The sequence below is a fragment of the Leisingera aquaemixtae genome (assembly GCF_001458395.1).
GTDB lineage: Bacteria > Pseudomonadota > Alphaproteobacteria > Rhodobacterales > Rhodobacteraceae > Leisingera > Leisingera aquaemixtae.
The window spans coordinates 94,876-110,406 of record NZ_CYSR01000021.1; the positions used below are offsets into that span (position 1 = coordinate 94,876).

20 protein-coding genes and 1 other RNA gene are annotated in these 15,531 nt (G+C 65.4%); 6 read left to right on the plus strand and 15 right to left on the minus strand.

From position 1 onward, the window contains the following. Window positions 1-2 precede the first annotated feature (2 nt). Both hisN and PHA8399_RS08990 read right to left on the minus strand, forming a co-directional pair. Complete coding sequence (hisN, locus tag PHA8399_RS08985) at window positions 3-794, minus strand: histidinol-phosphatase (RefSeq protein WP_058285818.1); 792 nt, start codon at window positions 792-794, stop codon at window positions 3-5. Between the two features lie 97 nt (window positions 795-891). Next, window positions 892-1,263, minus strand: coding sequence for a helix-turn-helix domain-containing protein (locus PHA8399_RS08990; RefSeq protein WP_058285819.1), 372 nt, complete (start codon window positions 1,261-1,263; stop codon window positions 892-894). Between the two features lie 352 nt (window positions 1,264-1,615). Between PHA8399_RS08990 and PHA8399_RS08995 the strand changes: the two genes are divergently transcribed. Further along, window positions 1,616-2,584 carry an NADPH:quinone oxidoreductase family protein gene (locus PHA8399_RS08995; protein ID WP_058285820.1) on the plus strand — a complete coding sequence of 323 codons (969 nt, stop codon included), beginning with the start codon at window positions 1,616-1,618 and terminating at the stop codon, window positions 2,582-2,584. A gap of 261 nt (window positions 2,585-2,845) precedes the next feature. Here the strand turns inward: PHA8399_RS08995 and PHA8399_RS09000 are convergent, their stop codons facing one another. Further along, window positions 2,846-3,727 (minus strand): LysR family transcriptional regulator, encoded by an 882-nt coding sequence (locus PHA8399_RS09000; protein ID WP_058285821.1) that lies wholly within the window; start codon window positions 3,725-3,727, stop codon window positions 2,846-2,848. A 126-nt stretch (window positions 3,728-3,853) separates the two neighbouring features. Between PHA8399_RS09000 and PHA8399_RS09005 the strand changes: the two genes are divergently transcribed. The 3 genes from PHA8399_RS09005 (at window position 3,854) to PHA8399_RS09015 (ending at window position 5,624) form a co-directional block, all read left to right on the plus strand. After that, complete coding sequence (locus PHA8399_RS09005; protein ID WP_058285822.1) at window positions 3,854-4,075, plus strand: DUF1127 domain-containing protein; 222 nt, start codon at window positions 3,854-3,856, stop codon at window positions 4,073-4,075. A gap of 196 nt (window positions 4,076-4,271) precedes the next feature. Then, the gene (locus tag PHA8399_RS09010) at window positions 4,272-5,048 is read left to right on the plus strand and encodes a Bax inhibitor-1/YccA family protein (RefSeq protein ID WP_058285823.1); all 777 of its coding nucleotides are present in this window, start codon (window positions 4,272-4,274) and stop codon (window positions 5,046-5,048) included. 87 nt (window positions 5,049-5,135) lie between these two features. Beyond that, a complete protein-coding gene (locus PHA8399_RS09015; RefSeq protein WP_058286146.1) occupies window positions 5,136-5,624 on the plus strand; it encodes a GNAT family N-acetyltransferase in 489 nt (162 codons plus the stop codon). A 2-nt stretch (window positions 5,625-5,626) separates the two neighbouring features. Here PHA8399_RS09015 and PHA8399_RS09020 read toward each other — a convergent pair whose 3' ends face one another. The 7 genes from PHA8399_RS09020 to gatC all read right to left on the minus strand — a co-directional run bounded on the left by PHA8399_RS09020 (window position 5,627) and on the right by gatC (window position 10,469). Further along, window positions 5,627-6,052: a hypothetical protein gene (locus tag PHA8399_RS09020; RefSeq protein ID WP_141890740.1), complete on the minus strand. Its 426-nt coding sequence runs from the start codon at window positions 6,050-6,052 to the stop codon at window positions 5,627-5,629. A gap of 218 nt (window positions 6,053-6,270) precedes the next feature. After that, window positions 6,271-6,438 carry a 50S ribosomal protein L33 gene (gene rpmG / locus PHA8399_RS09025; RefSeq protein ID WP_008554190.1) on the minus strand — a complete coding sequence of 56 codons (168 nt, stop codon included), beginning with the start codon at window positions 6,436-6,438 and terminating at the stop codon, window positions 6,271-6,273. 119 nt (window positions 6,439-6,557) lie between these two features. Further along, window positions 6,558-6,992, minus strand: an RNA gene (gene rnpB, locus PHA8399_RS10790) — RNase P RNA component class A. Window positions 6,993-7,184: 192 nt separating this feature from the next. Then, a complete protein-coding gene (locus PHA8399_RS09030; protein ID WP_058285825.1) occupies window positions 7,185-7,880 on the minus strand; it encodes an N-acetylmuramoyl-L-alanine amidase in 696 nt (231 codons plus the stop codon). Next, a complete protein-coding gene (locus tag PHA8399_RS09035) occupies window positions 7,880-8,647 on the minus strand; it encodes an excalibur calcium-binding domain-containing protein (protein ID WP_058285826.1) in 768 nt (255 codons plus the stop codon). The genes PHA8399_RS09030 and PHA8399_RS09035 overlap by 1 nt, the downstream gene beginning before the upstream one ends. Window positions 8,648-8,688: 41 nt before the next feature. Beyond that, window positions 8,689-10,176, minus strand: a complete 1,488-nt coding sequence (gatA, locus tag PHA8399_RS09040) for an Asp-tRNA(Asn)/Glu-tRNA(Gln) amidotransferase subunit GatA (protein ID WP_058285827.1) — start codon at window positions 10,174-10,176, stop codon at window positions 8,689-8,691. Between the two features lie 5 nt (window positions 10,177-10,181). Then, complete coding sequence (gene gatC / locus PHA8399_RS09045) at window positions 10,182-10,469, minus strand: Asp-tRNA(Asn)/Glu-tRNA(Gln) amidotransferase subunit GatC (protein WP_008553297.1); 288 nt, start codon at window positions 10,467-10,469, stop codon at window positions 10,182-10,184. A 186-nt stretch (window positions 10,470-10,655) separates the two neighbouring features. On the opposite strand from gatC, the gene PHA8399_RS09050 reads away from it, so the two are divergent. Next, window positions 10,656-11,348, plus strand: a complete 693-nt coding sequence (locus tag PHA8399_RS09050; RefSeq protein ID WP_058285828.1) for a metal-dependent hydrolase — start codon at window positions 10,656-10,658, stop codon at window positions 11,346-11,348. Between the two features lie 105 nt (window positions 11,349-11,453). Here the strand turns inward: PHA8399_RS09050 and PHA8399_RS09055 are convergent, their stop codons facing one another. The 5 genes from PHA8399_RS09055 to PHA8399_RS09075 form a co-directional block, all read right to left on the minus strand. Next, entirely contained in the window at window positions 11,454-12,077 is a 624-nt protein-coding gene (locus PHA8399_RS09055; protein ID WP_058285829.1) for a DNA-3-methyladenine glycosylase I, read from the minus strand. Continuing rightward, window positions 12,074-12,367: a YciI family protein gene (locus PHA8399_RS09060; RefSeq protein WP_058285830.1), complete on the minus strand. Its 294-nt coding sequence runs from the start codon at window positions 12,365-12,367 to the stop codon at window positions 12,074-12,076. The genes PHA8399_RS09055 and PHA8399_RS09060 overlap by 4 nt, the downstream gene beginning before the upstream one ends. A gap of 21 nt (window positions 12,368-12,388) precedes the next feature. Continuing rightward, on the minus strand, window positions 12,389-12,970 hold the full coding sequence (locus tag PHA8399_RS09065) for a TetR/AcrR family transcriptional regulator (protein WP_058285831.1): 582 nt from the start codon (window positions 12,968-12,970) through the stop codon (window positions 12,389-12,391). A gap of 76 nt (window positions 12,971-13,046) precedes the next feature. Further along, window positions 13,047-13,871 (minus strand): aminoglycoside phosphotransferase family protein, encoded by an 825-nt coding sequence (locus PHA8399_RS09070; protein WP_058285832.1) that lies wholly within the window; start codon window positions 13,869-13,871, stop codon window positions 13,047-13,049. Then, a complete protein-coding gene (locus PHA8399_RS09075) occupies window positions 13,855-14,325 on the minus strand; it encodes a nucleoside deaminase (protein ID WP_058285833.1) in 471 nt (156 codons plus the stop codon). The genes PHA8399_RS09070 and PHA8399_RS09075 overlap by 17 nt, the downstream gene beginning before the upstream one ends. A gap of 62 nt (window positions 14,326-14,387) precedes the next feature. Between PHA8399_RS09075 and PHA8399_RS09080 the strand changes: the two genes are divergently transcribed. Then, complete coding sequence (locus PHA8399_RS09080; RefSeq protein WP_058285834.1) at window positions 14,388-15,443, plus strand: pseudouridine synthase; 1,056 nt, start codon at window positions 14,388-14,390, stop codon at window positions 15,441-15,443. The last annotated feature ends 88 nt before the right edge of the window (window positions 15,444-15,531 follow it).

The window sequence follows — 15,531 nt, forward strand, 5'->3', positions numbered from 1 at the left end:
CGTCAGGCCTGGCGCAGAAGCTCCAGCGCGGCGGCGTGAATCCGGGCATTGGCCGCCGCCAGCGCCCGCCCGCCCTGATGGGCCGGGTTGCCCTGCCAGTCGGTGACGATGCCGCCCGCCGCCTGGATCAGCGCAATCGGCGCCTGGATGTCATAGGCGTTGAGGCCGGCTTCGATCACCAAGTCCACCTGCCCTGCGGCCACCAGCGCATAGGCATAGCAATCGGTGCCGTAGCGGGTCAGCTTGGCGCGGGCAGACACCCGCTCGAAGCCGGCACGCTCCTCGGCGGTGCCGACCTCAGGGAATGTGGTGAACAGGATGGCGTCTTCCAGCGCAGCGGTGGCGCGGGTTTCCAGCGGCCGCTCGCCCAGCGGGCCGGTCATCATGGCGGTCTCAGGACCGCCGCAGAAGCGCTCGCCGGTGTAGGGCTGGTCGATCACGCCCAGGAACGGGCCGTTTTCATCTGCAAGCGCAATCAGAACACCCCAGGTCGGCGTGCCGCTGATGAAGCCGCGGGTGCCGTCGATCGGATCCAACACCCAGGTGCGGCCGGAGGTGCCGGGCACAGAGCCGAATTCCTCGCCTAGGATGCCGTCCGCGGGGCGCAGCTCTGCCAGCACGGCGCGCATCGCCTGCTCCGCGGCGCGGTCGGCCACGGTGACGGGATCAAACCCGCCAGCCAGCTTGTTTTCGGTGCTGAGAGAGCTGGTGCGGAAATGCGGCAAGATGGCAGCGCGGGCCGCGTCTGCCATCCTGTGAGCAACATCGAGATCGGAAAATGCAGCTTGTGTCATGCTTGAACGGGTGCCACCCGGCCGGTGTCAATGCAAGCGCAAATCCCGCCGCAAGGCCGGTTTTGCGCCGCAAGGACCGTCAGGGCCCGTCCAGCTTTCAGGCGGCGTCGCTCAGCACCCGCGCCAGTTCGAACAGGCGGCGGCGCTGGTTCTCCGGAATTGCGTAGTAGGACCGCACCAGATCGAGCGCTTCCTTGTCGCCCATCAGGTCCTCCGGCACAGCGGTTTTATCGGCCGCGGCCTTGCCCTCTTCCTGCAGGCCTTCGAAGAAAAAGCTCACCGGCACTTCGAGGGCGTCGGAAATATCCCACAGCCGCGATGCGCTGACCCGGTTTGCACCGGTTTCATACTTCTGAATCTGCTGAAATTTGATGCCGACTTGTTCGGCTAGCTGCTGCTGCGTCATGCCGATCAGCCACCGGCGGTGGCGGATGCGCTTTCCCACATGCACGTCAACGGGATGAGCCATGCGTTTCTCCTAAGTCTCAAAATCCGGCTGCACCCCGGACCGCTTCATTCCTATAACCTGTTCTGGCGCCTTCAAATCTTTGCCGGAACACGGTTCCCCATCAGAGCGATCTGAGATCAACCTCTACGCAAAAGTGTACAACCCTTGCGTTTGATTGCAAGACTGCCGTCGCCCCCGGCGGGGTCCGCAAGCTCAACCGCATGATTTCATGTATCATTTTTCTAAACGTTTTATTGCCAAGCGGCTGCCGATCGCGTACCTCCCCAAAAATAGCGAGGTGTGCCCGGGTGCGGAGGCCCGGCAGTGTGCTCCTGCGAATCACCCCGATTCCCGCAGAAGGTGAGGAGAAATTATGCTGGCTTATCAAGTTTCCGCCTTTGACAAACCGGCGGCCCTGACGGAAACCGCATGCCCGTCTCCGGCGCCCGGCCAGGCAGCTGTTGCGCTGCGGGCCTGCGGCCTGAATTTCGCCGATCTGCTGATGATGAAGGGCAGCTATCAGGACACGCCTGAACCGCCCTTCACCCTGGGGCTGGAGGCGGCCGGCGTGGTGACCGCGCTAGGGGAAGGCACCGAAGGATTTGCCGCAGGCGACCGTGTGGCGGTGTTTGGCGGCTGCGGCGGGCTGGCCGAGGCGGGCGTGTTTGAGGCCGCGCGGCTGATCCGGATCCCCGATGCGATGAGTTTTGAGCAGGCCGCTGCGATACAGATCGCCTATGGCACCAGCCACATGGCGCTGGACCATTGCGCCCGGCTGCAGCCCGGCGAAACCTTGCTGGTGACAGGCGCTGCGGGCGGTGTTGGACTGACTGCAGTGGAGATCGGCAAGCTGATGGGCGCAACGGTGATCGCCCAGGCCCGCGGCCGGGAGAAGCTGGAGGTCGCCGCAGCCGCAGGGGCGGATCATCTGATCGACGCCGGTGAAGACCTGCGCAGCGCGGTCAAGGCGCTCGGCGGCGCTGATGTGGTTTACGACGCCGTGGGCGGCGACGTGTGGAAGGCCGCCTTCCGGTCCGCCAATCCCGGCGCGCGGCTGCTGCCGGTGGGTTTTGCCGGCGGCGAGGTGCCGCAGATTCCGGCCAATCATCTGCTGGTGAAGAACCTGACCGTGATCGGCTTTTATCTGGGCGGCTACATGAAGTTCCGCCCCGAGGCGGTGCGGCGCTCCTTTGAGACGCTGTTTGCCTGGCACAGCGAGGGCCGCATCAAGCCTCACATCAGCCATGTTCTGCCGCTGGAACGGGCCGGCGAAGGGCTGGAACTGCTGCGCAGCCGCAAGTCCACGGGCAAGGTCGTGATCACGACCAGCACCAGCGGCTGACAGCACGAAACCGCTGACAGAAGAACGCCTGGCGCCGCGGCAGCTCCCGCCCGTCGCCGGTGCATCTGAACATGCACCGCTCCCGTTGGGCCAGGCTCAGCGCCCCTGGCGCTGAGCCTGGCCCAAGGCCGCTAGGGCTGCGCTGGCGCAGCCAGGGCAGCCCGCGGGCGCGGGAGCCCCTGCCGGTCAGCCCGGCCTGTCCTTGTCCTGCTGACCGGGTCCCGCTAATCGGGCAGACCGTCCGGCCCGTGCTGCCGGGACTTAACTCGCGGCCCGCATCGGTGCCGACCACAGCCCCTGGAAGCCCTGACGGATGAACTCGGCCAGCTCTTCGACATAGGGCGCGCGCACCCGCTCTGCCCCATAGAGGTTGATGTGCTGCATCGGCAGGTCCGGCAGGCCGCAGCCCTGGCCGATCAGCTCCTGAAAGCCGGGCTGAGTGCCCTCCAGCAGCACGCCCACGGCAAGGTCGGCGCTGACCGTCGCCTCCACCGTCCGGTCGGAATCGCTGTCGAGCGCCATCTCCCATTCGATGCCCGCCTCGTCCAGCGCCGCCGTGGCCACCGGACGGAAACTGCAGTTGCGGCAGAAACCCAGCCGCAGCGGGCGCTGCCGCCAGACCGACCCGTCCGGCGCGCCGACCCAGCGCAGCGGCATGCTGTGGATCGTCTCGCCGCCCTCGCCCGCACCGGTCTCGGTGGTCAGGATCAGGTCAAAGGCGCCGCGCCCGAACTCTGTCTTGAGATCGCGGGTGTTGGAGGTGCAGAGGTTCACATTCACCCGCGGATAATTGAGGTTGAACCGCTTCAGAACCGCCGGGATCACCGGGTGCACCACGTCATGCGGCACCCCGAGCAGCACCTCCCCCTCATAGGCCTGATCCGTCAGCCTGCCGATCACCTCGTCATTCAGCGCCACCATCCGGCGGGCATATCCCAGCAGCTGCTCGCCCTCCGCCGTGAGCGCGATGGTGCGGCCGGATCGGTCCAGCAGATCCACCCCCAGCAGCTCCTCCAGCCGCTTCAGCTGCATGGACACCGCCGACTGGGTCAAATGCAGAAAACCCGCCGCCCGGGTCACACCGCCATGGTCCGCCACCGCCGCAAATGAGCGGAGCGTGGTGATATCGAGATTCCTTACCATCACAACACCTGATGCATTTCATCAAAAACATTCGTTTTCAATATATGGCACAGAGCGCCATATTCATCAACACAATTGATCACCCACAAGGGAAGCATCACAAACGCAACTGAAGGACTCGCCGACATGACCCATGCAACAGCCTCCTGCCCCGCCAGCTGCCGCCCCCAAGAGCCGCACCGCTCGCTGCTCAGCCGCCTGCGCCTGCTGTGGACTGTCCGGCGCCAGCGGAATCAACTTGCCGCGCTGGACGAGCGAGCGCTCAGGGACATCGGGGTGACCCGGGCAGAGGCGGATGCCGAAGCCCGCCGCGGGTTCTGGAGCGCACCCTCGCACTGGCTGCGCTGAGCGGGGAGCCCGCCCGCACCCGGCTTTTCCGGCGGGCCGCTGAAAAGCGGCCCGTTTACTTGCCTTTTTCATGTATTTCTTGGTCCGGAATACTTGAACCGCAAGGCGCTTCGCCCGATATTTAGCGGGAAAGCTGCCAGCCGCGGCGAAATTCGCGCGCAGGCAGCAAGGGAGTAGATTACGGAGACCATTGAGAATGGCACAGTTTGACACCATCCGGTCTGCAGCCGGCGCCCGCGCCGCGCAGATTGATGAGGGCCTGCGCGCCCACATGAACAAAGTCTACGCCACCATGGCGGCAGGCACGTTCATCACCTTCCTGGCCGCCTGGGCAGTCGCCGGGCTGGCTGTCACCACCGACCCGGCCAACGCCGTGGCGCAGCTGAGCGCTGACAAGTATCTGACCAACGTCGGCTATGCGCTTTATGCCTCGCCGCTGAAGTGGGTGATCATGTTTGCGCCGCTGGCCTTTGTGTTCGGCATCGGCGCCGCGGCCAACCGCATGTCCGCAGCGGGCGTGCAGCTGCTGTTCTACGTCTTTGCCACCGTGATGGGCCTGTCGATCAGCTCGATCTTCCTGGTCTTCACCGGCGAAAGCATCGTGCAGGTGTTCCTGATCACCTCCATCGCCTTTGCGGGCCTGTCGCTTGTGGGTTACACCACCAAGAAGGACCTCAGCGGCATGGGCGCCTTCCTGATCATGGGCCTGATCGGCCTGATCGTGGCGTCGATCGTCAACATCTTCCTGGCGTCGTCGGCAATGGCCTTTGCGATCTCGGTGATCGGCGTGCTGATCTTTGCGGGCCTCACCGCCTATGACACCCAGCGGATCAAGAACGACTACCTGCAGATGGCCCACGCGGGCGACCAGGAGTGGCTGGCGAAGTCCGCGATCATGGGTGCGCTGAGCCTGTATCTGGACTTCATCAACATGTTCATGATGCTGCTCCATCTGCTTGGCAACCGCGAATAAGCGCACCTCAATTTCAGGCACGGCAAGGGGCGGATCGGATTGATCCGCCCCTTCTTTTTTTCCAACAACAATAAAAAGGTTTATCCCATGAAAATAATTGAGGTTCCCGCCGCAGACGCAGAGCGCCTGGTGCCGCTGCTGCAGGATCTGCACGCGCTGCATGTTGCCTATCAGCCGGAGCGCCACATTCCGGCGCCGGGCAGCGATGGCCTGGCCGGGTGGCTGCAGGGCTGGCTGGGCGCAGAGACCATTTTTGCCTTGGCAGCGGAAAGCCCGCAGGGCACCCTGCTGGGGTATCTGATCTATGAGCTGCAGGACCGCCCTGCCCTGCCCCTCCGTCCGGCCGAGACACGCGCCATGCTGCATCATATCTCGGTCACCGGGGCCTGGCGGCGGATGGGCGTCGGCAAGGCGCTGGTGGAAGCGATGAAAGCCCGCGCGCTGGACGCCGGGGCCACGGTGATCGCGGCCACCTATGCGCCCTTCAACACCGCCTCAGCCGCGCTGATGAAGGGAATGGGAATGGAGCCGGTGCTGACCATGGCGGAATGGCGCGCCAAAGGCTCAGCGCCCTGAATTCAGGACTCCGCGCCCGAGCAGTCCAGCCCTGTGGAGATGGCAATGGTCCCGCGGCTGCTCGCCACTTCGCGGATATCACCTTCCAGGCGGCAGCCCGACGCCCTGACCACCAGGCCGCGGAAGTCCGCTTCGGCGATATCCGGCAGGCTGTTCACCGCACTGTGCTCAGGCACGCTCAGCACGGCCATTCCCGCGCTGCCGGACCGGACCAGGCTCAACGAGAGCTCCCGCCCCTGGATCTGCACGGTTCTGTCCACCACAGCCCTGCCTGCGGGCTCCGCCGCCGCAACCGGGGCTGCCGGCGCGGCATGCAGGTGAACCGCCGTGACCGCTGGCGGCAGCGGCACTGCCGCCCCTGCATCAAAGGAACTTGAAACCGGCGCCGCGGCCGCTGTCAGCGCCGCGGCAATCAATAGTGTTTTCACAGCTCATCCACCCGCTTGCTCATTAACCCACAAGGTCCAGGCTAGAGCGGAATTGCGGCGGAAAGATGCCGCATCGTCCGGCAGATACGGACAATCAAAACCGCATTTACCGGTAATTGACGGCAATTCCCCGGGGCGCCGCCGGGGCCGCTCTCTGCAAAAGAAAACGGGCCGCGACTTGCGCGACCCGTTTCCGGAAATCATCCCGAAGGAAAGGCTTACTTGATTTTGCCTTCCTTGTACTCGACGTGCTTGCGCACAACCGGGTCGTACTTCCGCACAACCATTTTTTCGGTCATGGTGCGTGCGTTCTTCTTGGTGACATAGAAGTGGCCGGTGCCCGCGCTCGAGTTCAGGCGGATCTTGATGGTGGTCGGCTTCGCCATGGTGCTTCTCCTGCGTCCGAAAAGGCAGGGGCCTCTCGGTAAATTCCTATCTGAAGCCCGGCTTTTACCCGCCTCAGCCCCCAAGTCAATAGGATTCTCCCCCATTCCCCAAGGGATTTATGCGCAGAAGGCCTGTAAGCCGGATCCTGTCCCCCCGGGACCGTAATCCCGGGTTCGACGGCCATTCATCTAGGCGGCGCATTGCTGCGCCGCTCAAGCTGCCAACCCGGCCCCTCTCGGCTGAAGCGTACCTAGCGGCGGTTTCCCGGTTGCCCGGGACCTGCCCGCGCGGGGGCCCTATTTGGCATTGCTCCCGGTGGGGCTTGCCGTGCCGCCGCTGTTGCCAGCAGCGCGGTGGGCTCTTACCCCACCGTTTCACCCTTACCCGCGCGGATGCTCCTTTGGCGGACCTCCGGTCCGGCGGGCGGTTTGTTTTCTGTGGCGCTTTCCGTCGGGTTTCCCCGCCCGGGCGTTACCCGGCACCGTTGCTTCATGGAGTCCGGACTTTCCTCGAGGGGCGCTTGCGCGCCCCGCGCGGCCGTCCAGCCTTCTGCGCGACTGGAGGCGTAGAAAGATCGGTGAGCGGCGTCAAGCGGATAGTGCGGATTGAGGGGCTTTGCCCCTCTCGGCCCCGCCTTTGGGCCGGGGCCAATTCACCCCAGGATATTTGCGGCCAGAAGAATAAAGGATCCAAACTTCTTCTGGCCGGAAATATCCCGGAGCGCGAGGCAGAGCCTCGCAAACCATCAGGCGTAAAGCGCGTCCGGCCCGAGAGCGGCGAAATCCGAAGGCGTCAACGGGCCGTGCGCCCAGGGCCGGAAGCGCAGGCGGACGGCGGCCAGAAGCGCCTCATCCTCCGCCTCCGCAGTAAAGCCGGCTGCCGCGGCCGCCTTGCGGAACTGCTCAAAGGAAGGGGTGCGCGGCACCTGGCCCTTGCCGGGCCCGGCTGCCAGCCCCTGCCGCGCCAGGCGGTTCCAGTCAAACCGCGGGCCCGGGTCGAACTTGCGCCCCGGCGCCATGCAGGAATGCCCGATCACCCCTGGCGCGGGGATGTCCCAGCGCTGCATCACGCCGCGCATCAGCTCCTCCAGCGCGGCCATCTGCGGCGCGCTGAACGGGTGCGAGCCGAGGTTGTCGAGTTCGATGCCGATGGAGCGGGAGTTGATGTCCGCCTGCCCGTGCCACGCGCCGGCGCCGGCGTGCCAGGCGCGGTGCTCTTCCGCCACCATCTGCCACAGGGTGCCGTCAGCGCCGATCAGATAGTGGGCGGAAACCTCCGCCGCCGGATCGCAGAGCCGCTCAAGCGCGGCCTGCGCGCCCTGCATGGCGGTGTAGTGCAGAACGATCAGGGACGGCTTCAGTCCGTCCCTGCGCGGCCCGAAGTTCGGGCTGGGATGCCAGAGGGCGCCCGGCTGATCAGCCCCGCGCGGATCCGCTGCCATCAGTTCTGGACGGCCAGCCGGTAAGGGGCCGGGTCCCAGCCGCAGGCATAGCCGTCGCCATCCGGGTCCAGCGCCTTGCGGTCGCGCTCCGGCCCGCCGGTGGCGAGAAAGGCGACCTGGGCCTGGTCGGGAGAAGCAAAGTCTGCGCAGTTGCGCTGGTTGCGGGCCTTCAGGTTGATGCCGGAGCGGCTGTAGACGCGCACGCCCTTGGGATTGCTGGTGCCGAGGGCATAGCGCACGATGTTGGGCCCTGCCTCCTCCGTGCGCTGCGGCACTGCAACCGGCTGCACCTGCTGGTATTGCGCCCGCTGGCGCTCCAGCCGGGCCGCATCGCTTTCGATCGACTGCCGGGCAGCGACCGCCTCAAAGTCGTTCTCATCCGAAATCCGGCCGTCGCCAGCCAGCTGCGGTGCCGGGTTCGAGGGGTTCGCCTGCAGCGGCTCAACGCCGGAGCCGGTGCTGGAGGTGGCCAGCGCTGCCGCGGTTTCGCGGGCGATGTCCGCGCCGCTGGCGGCGGTGCTGGCCGTGGTGAACGTGCCCGCCGCAGTCGCCGAGCCGGGGCTGCGCGGTGCTGCCGCGGGCTGGACCGGTTCTGACGATACCCGCGCCGGCGGCACCAGCGGTTCGCCGGTGATGGTGGTGCCCGCGGCGGGCGGCGGCGCAAAGGGATCGCCGTCAATGCCCGCGGCACTGTCCGGAACCTGTGGCGAACAGGCAGCCATAACCAAAAGGCTGCCTGCGGCGGCGTAAGATGCGAATGCGCGCATGGGGTTACCTGTCTGCTCTGCTCAAGTGCTGAGGCAGAGGATTACCACCATTGCTGCGGCTTGGCTACAAAGCCGGCCGCATTTTCCAGAGCATAGGCAGTGTTCAGCAGATCGCCCTCTTCCCAGGGCTTGCCGATCAGCTGAAGACCCAGCGGCAGACCCTGCTTGTCGAGCCCTGCCGGCACCGCAATGCCCGGCAGACCCGCCAGGTTCACGGTGACGGTGAAGACGTCGTTCAGGTACATCTGCACCGGATCCGCCTCGGTCATCTCGCCCAGGCCAAAGGCCGCCGACGGGGTGGCCGGGGTCAGGATGGCGTCGACACCGGCGGCAAAGACGTCCTCGAAGTCCTTCTTGATCAGGGTGCGGACCTTGCGGGCGCGATTGTAGTAAGCGTCGTAGAAGCCAGCCGACAGCACGTAGGTGCCGACCATCACGCGGCGCTGTACCTCATGGCCGAAACCTTCGGCGCGGGTCTTCTCGTACATCTCGGTGATGCCGTCGCCGGCCTCCAGCGTGGCGCGGCGGCCATAGCGGACACCGTCGTAACGGGCGAGGTTCGAGGAGGCCTCAGCCGGGGCGATCACATAGTAGGCGGGCAGCGCGTATTTGGTGTGGGGCAGCGAGATGTCGACGATCTCCGCCCCTGCCGCTTTCAGCATTTCGGCGCCATCCGACCACAGTTTCCCGATCTCGCCCGGCATGCCGTCCATGCGGTATTCCTTGGGGATACCGATCTTCTTGCCGCGGATGTCGCCGGTCAGCATCGCCTCGAAATCCGGCACCGTCAGTTCGGCAGAGGTCGAATCCTTGGGGTCGTGGCCGCACATGGCTTCCAGCATGATCGCCGCGTCGCGCACCGATTTGGTCATCGGGCCGGCCTGATCCAGCGAGGAGGCAAAGGCGACGATGCCCCAGCGCGAGCAGCGGCCGTAGGTCGGCTTGATGCCGACGGTGCCGGTGAAGGCGGCGGGCTGGCGGATCGAGCCGCCGGTGTCGGTGCCAGTGGCCGCAAGGCAGAGGTCAGCTGCCACGGCAGAGGCCGAGCCGCCGGAGGAGCCGCCCGGGGTCAGCTGGGCGTCGTCATTGCCGCGGCGCCAGGGGCTGACGGCATTGCCGTAGACTGAGGTTTCGTTGGAGGAGCCCATTGCGAACTCATCCATGTTCAGCTTGCCCAGCATGACGGAGCCCGCGTCTGCCAGCTTCTGGCTGACGGTGGATTCATACTCCGGCTTGAAGCCTTCGAGGATTTTGGAGGCCGCCTGCGAGGGCACGCCCTTGGTGCAGAACAGATCCTTGATGCCGATCGGCAGTCCGCACATGGAGGGCGCCTCGCCCGCCTTGATGCGCTCATCCGCAGCCTTGGCGCGTTCCATCGCGATCTCGGGGGTCTTGTGCACGAACGCATTGAGCGCATCAGCTGCGTCGATTGCTTTGAGGCAGGCCTCGGTCAGCTCGACGGAAGTGGTGTCGCCCTTGCGCAGCGCGTCGCGGGCCTCTGCCAGGCCCAGTTTGTTCAGATCGCTCATGTCTCTCACTCCACGACTTTGGGCACTGCGAAAAAGCCTTCGCGGGCGTCCGGCGCATTGGCCAGGATCTTGTCCTGCTGGTTGCCGTCAGTGACTTCGTCCTTGCGGCGCTTGAGGCGCTGCGGGGTGACGGAGGTCATCGGCTCGACGCCCTCGACATCCACCTCGTTCAGCTGCTCGATGAAGCCCAGGATATTGTTGAACTCGTCTGCCAGCGCCGGAAGTGCTGCGTCCTCAACCTTGATCCGGGCCAGTTTGGCCACCTTGGCGGCAGTGCTTTGGTCAATCGACATGGAAACCCTCATCTGGTGTTGGGTAGGCATTTACCGCCGTGCCGCCTGCGCTGCAAGCCGGCATGGGGTGTTCGCTGCGTTGCGCGGGCTTGCCGCGGCAGGCGCGGCCAAATTTCCGAAGGCTTCGATTCCATTTCGCATCAGGCCTGTTAGGCTTTTGCCAAAGACAACGCGAGGAGAAAACCGATGAAGATCATTTGGCTGGGCCACGGCTCATTCCGCATCGAGACCGGCGGCCTGGTGCTGCTGGTGGACCCCTGGCTGAGCGGCAACCCGGTGCTGCCCGAAGACCAGCACGAGGCGGCGATTGCAGGCGCCACCCATATCCTGCTGACCCATGTGCATTTCGACCACGTGGTGGATGTGCTGCCGCTGGCCAAACGGCTGAAGGTGCCGGTGATCGGGCAATACGATCTGATGGGACTGTGGGGCGAGACCGAAGGGGTTGATACCACTGGCTTCAACAAGGGCGGAACGGTGGATCTGGGCAGTGTGCAGGTGGCGATGGTGCCGGCCTCGCACAGTTCCACTTTCAGCACCGAGGACGGGCTGCGCACCGGCGGCTCGGAAGTGGGTTACATGCTGATAGCAGAGGGCAAGACGGTCTACCTGTCCGGCGACACCGCGATCATGGCGGACATGGAGTGGATGGGGGATTATTACAAACCCGATGTAGGCATCCTGTCGGCGGGCGGCCATTTCACCATGGACATGAAACAGGCGGCCTATGCGGCCAAGCGGTATTTCAACTTCAAGACAGTGATTCCCTGCCACTACAAGAGTTTCCCGGTGCTGGCGCAGGACGCCAAGGACCTGATCGAGGGGCTGCCGGGGGTGGAGGTGATCGAGCCGGAAGTGATGAAGGCGATCGAGGTCTGACCCGCACAGGCTGGCGCGGCGTCTCCCGCCCGTCGCCGGATCTGCCGGGCAGATCCGCTCCCGTTGGGCATGGCGCCGGGCCTGGCGGCCCGGCGCGGGCGGCCCTCAGGCCGCCGGTTTCATCTGCGGCACAGTGAAAGCCGCGCGCGCCGCGTCGGCCTTCTGGCGGCAGATGCAGCCGCGGGCGTGGTCATTGATCAGCCCCATCGCCTGCATGAATGCAAAAACCGTGGTCGGGCCGACGAATTTCCAGCCGCGTTTCTTGAGTGCCTTCGACAGCGCCACGGACTCGGGGCTGGTTGAGGCGGTCTGCGGCTCCGGCAGCTCTTCCGGCTTTGGCTCATAGCTCCAGAAGAACGCCGCCAGCGAGCCCGCCTCTGCCACCAGTTCCTGCGCCCGGGCGGCATTGCTGATCACCGCCTCGATCTTGCCGCGGTGGCGGATGATGCCCTTGTCCTGCACCAGCCGCTCCACATCTGCCGCGCCGAACTTGGCCATTTCGTTGAAGTCGAACCCGGCGAAGGCGGCGCGGAAGTTCTCGCGCTTGTCCAGGATGGTGCGCCAGCTGAGGCCGGACTGGAAGCTTTCCAGGCAAACCTTCTCAAACAGGCGGATGTCGTCGCCAACCGGGTAGCCCCACTCCTCGTCGTGGTAGCGCAGGAAATCCGGGGCCGAGGCGGCCCAGGCGCAGCGGGGCTGGCCGTCGGCAGCAGTGAAGGTGCGGCTCATTCCCCGCCCCGCAGGAAATCAAGCCGGGGGTCCATCATGGTGGGCGCCACGCCGATGATTTCCGGCTCCACCACACCGCCGGTCACAAAGGGGTCCTGCGCGACGCGGGCGGTCAGGTCCTCTTCGCTTTCCCCCACAGCAAGGATCGCACCGCCTTCGCCATCGGTCATTGACCCGGCTGCAAGGAACACCCCGTCCTCAAACCCCTGCTTCAGCCAGGCCTTGTGGCCCTCCAGAAATTCGGCCAGCCGGTCTGTCTGCGCCGCAAATGTCAGCAAAATGAAATACATGTCCGTCTCCTGTGATGCGTTCTAAAGGGGATGCTCCGGCGGCAGCTGATCCCTGAGCCAGTCCTGCATCAGCGCCACCTCGCGGTTGATGAATTCCGTGTCGCCAAACGCCTGCGCCAGCGCCGCCACACCCTGGCTGCGGGCCAGCAGATGCATCGCCAGCCCGCCGGACCGCGCGCCGCACCCCAGCGCCTGAAACTGCAGGCTGAGCCAGTCCTGAAAGAGCGTAAAGAGTGCCGCAGCCTGCGCCTGCGCAGCGTGGTTCAGCTTGCCCAGCTCGGTGACCAAGGATCCGACCGGGCAGCCATAGAGGGTGATCTTGGCCTGGTTGGCGATCAGGATGCGGATGAAGCAGGTGATCCGCTGCGCGGGGCTTGCGCTTTGCGCCTGCCAATCGTTCAGCATGGCACGGGTATTGGCCATGCGGCGCGCGATCACCGCCTCAAGGATCTCGTCCTTAGTCTTGAAATGGTAATAGAAATTGCCGCGCGAGATGCCGACCGCCGCAGCGATATCCGCAAAGGACGCCGCCTCGAATCCGCGTTCATAGAACAGCTGATCCGCAGCTTCTGTAATCCGGTCCCTGGTTGTTTCCTGCACCACCTCAGCCCTCTAGGACAATTGACCTACAAACCGCAGATTAGGACGATCAACCTAACTCATCAAGCGTGAATGCAAGCTAGCCTTCTGCAGCGTTGAGAAGAGCCCCGAGCAGGTGGAGTTCCGGATCATTCCCGAGCCGGCCGCCGTTTCGCCAGGCCATCGAGAGCGCGCATTTCGCAGCCGCCCATTGCAGGAGCCGCCTTCGCCCCACTTGGAACTCCTGCGACCAAAGGGTTGCCAGGAAACTGATACGCTCTGGCTCACGCACCAGATCCAGCGCCCCGCGCGGGTGGCGAAAAGCATTGGCGAGTTCGTAAGTGCGCTCTCCCAGCACTCCCTTGGCATCAAACGCGCAATAGCCGCGATCGCCTAGACGGATGTTGCTGTGATGCAGATCGCCATGCAGCGGACGCACATCCTGCGGATCAGCCAGAAGCCGCCGCGCGAGCGCCTGGCTGCGAAAAATGTTTGTGCGTGCCTCCTCGGAAGCCCCGGCTGAAACCGTCAACGAAAACAGCGCCGTGAACCAGTCTTCGAGCCGCGGATAGCCCGCTTCGGGGATAGCACTCGCATGCAGCCCGTTGGCGACCCGCACCAGCTCCGCGGCGGCATCGGCATCCCTGCCGGCGCGGCTGAGATCCCCCAGCGGCGGCCCGCTAAGCCACTCTATCAATGCAGCCGACGCCGTGACTTTGTAGACCTTGGCCGCCGGACCGCCCGCCGCAACGAGAAACCGGAACCCCCCGGCCTCGTTCCGCATCCCCTTGGAACCGTAGATTTTGAGCACCGCAGGGCTGCCATCGGCGCGACACACCTTCCAAAGAACTGCAAGCCCTGTCTCCTCCACCAATTCAGGTGCGGAAACGCCAAATTCAGCTAGAATTTCAGGCGCCGGGATCATTCCGCAGCCTTTTACCAGCAAAAAATTCCTTGAGCAGCGCGCTGGCCTCGCCTTCCGCGATCCCGTCATAGACTTCCGGCGCGTGATGCGCCTGCGGATGAGAGAACACGCAGGCGCCATGCGCCACCCCGCCGGACTTGGGATCGGCGGCGCCGTAGTACACCCGGCGGATGCGGGCGGCGGCGATGGCGGCGGCACACATGGCGCAAGGCTCCAGCGTGACATAGAGGTCGTAGCCGGTCAGCCGCTCGCTGCCCAAAGCGGCACAGGCTTCGCGGATGGTCAGGATCTCGGCGTGGGCGGTGGGGTCGCTCAGCTCGCGAGTGCGGTTGCCTGCCAGCGCCGCCACCTGCCCGTCCGGCGCGATCAGCGCAGCGCCGACCGGCACCTCGCCGCGCGCTGCCGCCGCCCGCGCCTGTTCCAGCGCCTTGTCCATATGCGATTTGAATGCCATGCCCCTTCCTGCCTGCGATTGCCCGCTTTCGCAAGGCAGCGGAATGCTCTATGGCACGAGGCATGAGCAAAACACCCGCATCCCCCAAGGGCAAACCGGCCCCGAAATCTCAGCCCCGCAAGGCCACCGCAAAACCGGAGGGCGCCGCGCCCGAGGGCGACCGCATCGCCAAGGTCCTGTCGCGCGCAGGCGTCGCCTCGCGCCGCGAGGCTGAGCGCATGATCGCCGAGGGCCGCGTGTCGGTGAACGGCAAGAAGATTGACAGCCCGGCGCTGAACGTGACCGCGAAGGACCGCATCAGCATTGATGGCCAGCCCCTGCCGGAGGCGGAGGCGCCGCGGATGTGGCTGTATTACAAGCCCATCGGGCTGGTGACATCGAACAGCGACGAGAAGGGCCGCACGACAATCTTTGACGAGCTGCCGGAAGACATGCCGCGGGTGATGACGGTCGGCCGCCTTGACCTCAACTCCGAAGGGCTGCTGCTGCTGACCAATGACGGCGGCATCAAACGCAAGCTGGAGCTGCCTGCCACCGGCTGGCTGCGCCGCTACCGGGTTCGGATCAACGGCCGCCCCAAGGACGAGGATTTTGCCCCCCTGCGCAAGGGCCTGGTGATCGAGGGCGAGAGGTTCCAGCCGATGACCGTGTCGCTGGACCGCCAGCAGGGCGCCAACGCCTGGCTGACCGTCGGCCTGCGCGAAGGCAAGAACCGCGAGATCCGCCGCGCGATGGAGGATATCGGCTTCAGCGTGAACCGGCTGCTGCGGGTATCTTACGGGCCGTTCCAGTTGGGCAACCTGAAACCGGGAGAGGTCGAGGAACTGCGCGCCCGCGTGGTGCGCGACCAGCTGGGGCTGGCGGAGGAAGAGGAAATACCGGCGACCCGCCCCACCCGCAACCGCGGCGGCAAGCCCGCAGGTAAACCGATGGGCAAGCCTGCAGGCAAACCGATGGGCAAGCCCGCAGGCAAACCGGTCGGGAAACAGGCCGCGCAGCCTTCGGGCAAGCAGGGCAACCCGGGCAGAACCGCAGGCAAAGCCCCGCCAGCACGCGGCGCCCGGCCGGATCAGCGCGGCGGCGGCAAACGGCCCGCCGGCAAGAATCCCCGCCGCTGAGCCATTTCCCGCGGACTTCCCCCTAGCAACAGCGCCAGCTATCCCCTAGATTTCCAATCAGTTAATCTTCGCTGGCCGTTCCTGGGGG

Excerpts from the sequence above, each read along its gene's own strand:
- PHA8399_RS09000 (WP_058285821.1), bottom strand. The coding sequence starts at position 3,727 with ATGGTAAGGAATCTCGATATCACCACGCTCCGCTCATTTGCGGCGGTG.
- PHA8399_RS09070 (WP_058285832.1), bottom strand. The coding sequence starts at position 13,871 with ATGATCCCGGCGCCTGAAATTCTAGCTGAATTTGGCGTTTCCGCACCT.
- PHA8399_RS09010 (WP_058285823.1), top strand. The coding sequence starts at position 4,272 with ATGGCACAGTTTGACACCATCCGGTCTGCAGCCGGCGCCCGCGCCGCG.
- hisN (WP_058285818.1), bottom strand. The coding sequence starts at position 794 with ATGACACAAGCTGCATTTTCCGATCTCGATGTTGCTCACAGGATGGCA.
- PHA8399_RS09035 (WP_058285826.1), bottom strand. The coding sequence starts at position 8,647 with ATGCGCGCATTCGCATCTTACGCCGCCGCAGGCAGCCTTTTGGTTATG.
- PHA8399_RS09015 (WP_058286146.1), top strand. The coding sequence starts at position 5,136 with ATGAAAATAATTGAGGTTCCCGCCGCAGACGCAGAGCGCCTGGTGCCG.
- PHA8399_RS08995 (WP_058285820.1), top strand. The coding sequence starts at position 1,616 with ATGCTGGCTTATCAAGTTTCCGCCTTTGACAAACCGGCGGCCCTGACG.
- gatC (WP_008553297.1), bottom strand. The coding sequence starts at position 10,469 with ATGTCGATTGACCAAAGCACTGCCGCCAAGGTGGCCAAACTGGCCCGG.
- PHA8399_RS09030 (WP_058285825.1), bottom strand. The coding sequence starts at position 7,880 with ATGGCAGCGGATCCGCGCGGGGCTGATCAGCCGGGCGCCCTCTGGCAT.
- PHA8399_RS09005 (WP_058285822.1), top strand. The coding sequence starts at position 3,854 with ATGACCCATGCAACAGCCTCCTGCCCCGCCAGCTGCCGCCCCCAAGAG.
- PHA8399_RS09060 (WP_058285830.1), bottom strand. The coding sequence starts at position 12,367 with ATGTATTTCATTTTGCTGACATTTGCGGCGCAGACAGACCGGCTGGCC.
- PHA8399_RS09075 (WP_058285833.1), bottom strand. The coding sequence starts at position 14,325 with ATGGCATTCAAATCGCATATGGACAAGGCGCTGGAACAGGCGCGGGCG.
- rpmG (WP_008554190.1), bottom strand. The coding sequence starts at position 6,438 with ATGGCGAAGCCGACCACCATCAAGATCCGCCTGAACTCGAGCGCGGGC.
- PHA8399_RS08990 (WP_058285819.1), bottom strand. The coding sequence starts at position 1,263 with ATGGCTCATCCCGTTGACGTGCATGTGGGAAAGCGCATCCGCCACCGC.
- PHA8399_RS09050 (WP_058285828.1), top strand. The coding sequence starts at position 10,656 with ATGAAGATCATTTGGCTGGGCCACGGCTCATTCCGCATCGAGACCGGC.
- PHA8399_RS09080 (WP_058285834.1), top strand. The coding sequence starts at position 14,388 with ATGAGCAAAACACCCGCATCCCCCAAGGGCAAACCGGCCCCGAAATCT.
- PHA8399_RS09055 (WP_058285829.1), bottom strand. The coding sequence starts at position 12,077 with ATGAGCCGCACCTTCACTGCTGCCGACGGCCAGCCCCGCTGCGCCTGG.
- gatA (WP_058285827.1), bottom strand. The coding sequence starts at position 10,176 with ATGAGCGATCTGAACAAACTGGGCCTGGCAGAGGCCCGCGACGCGCTG.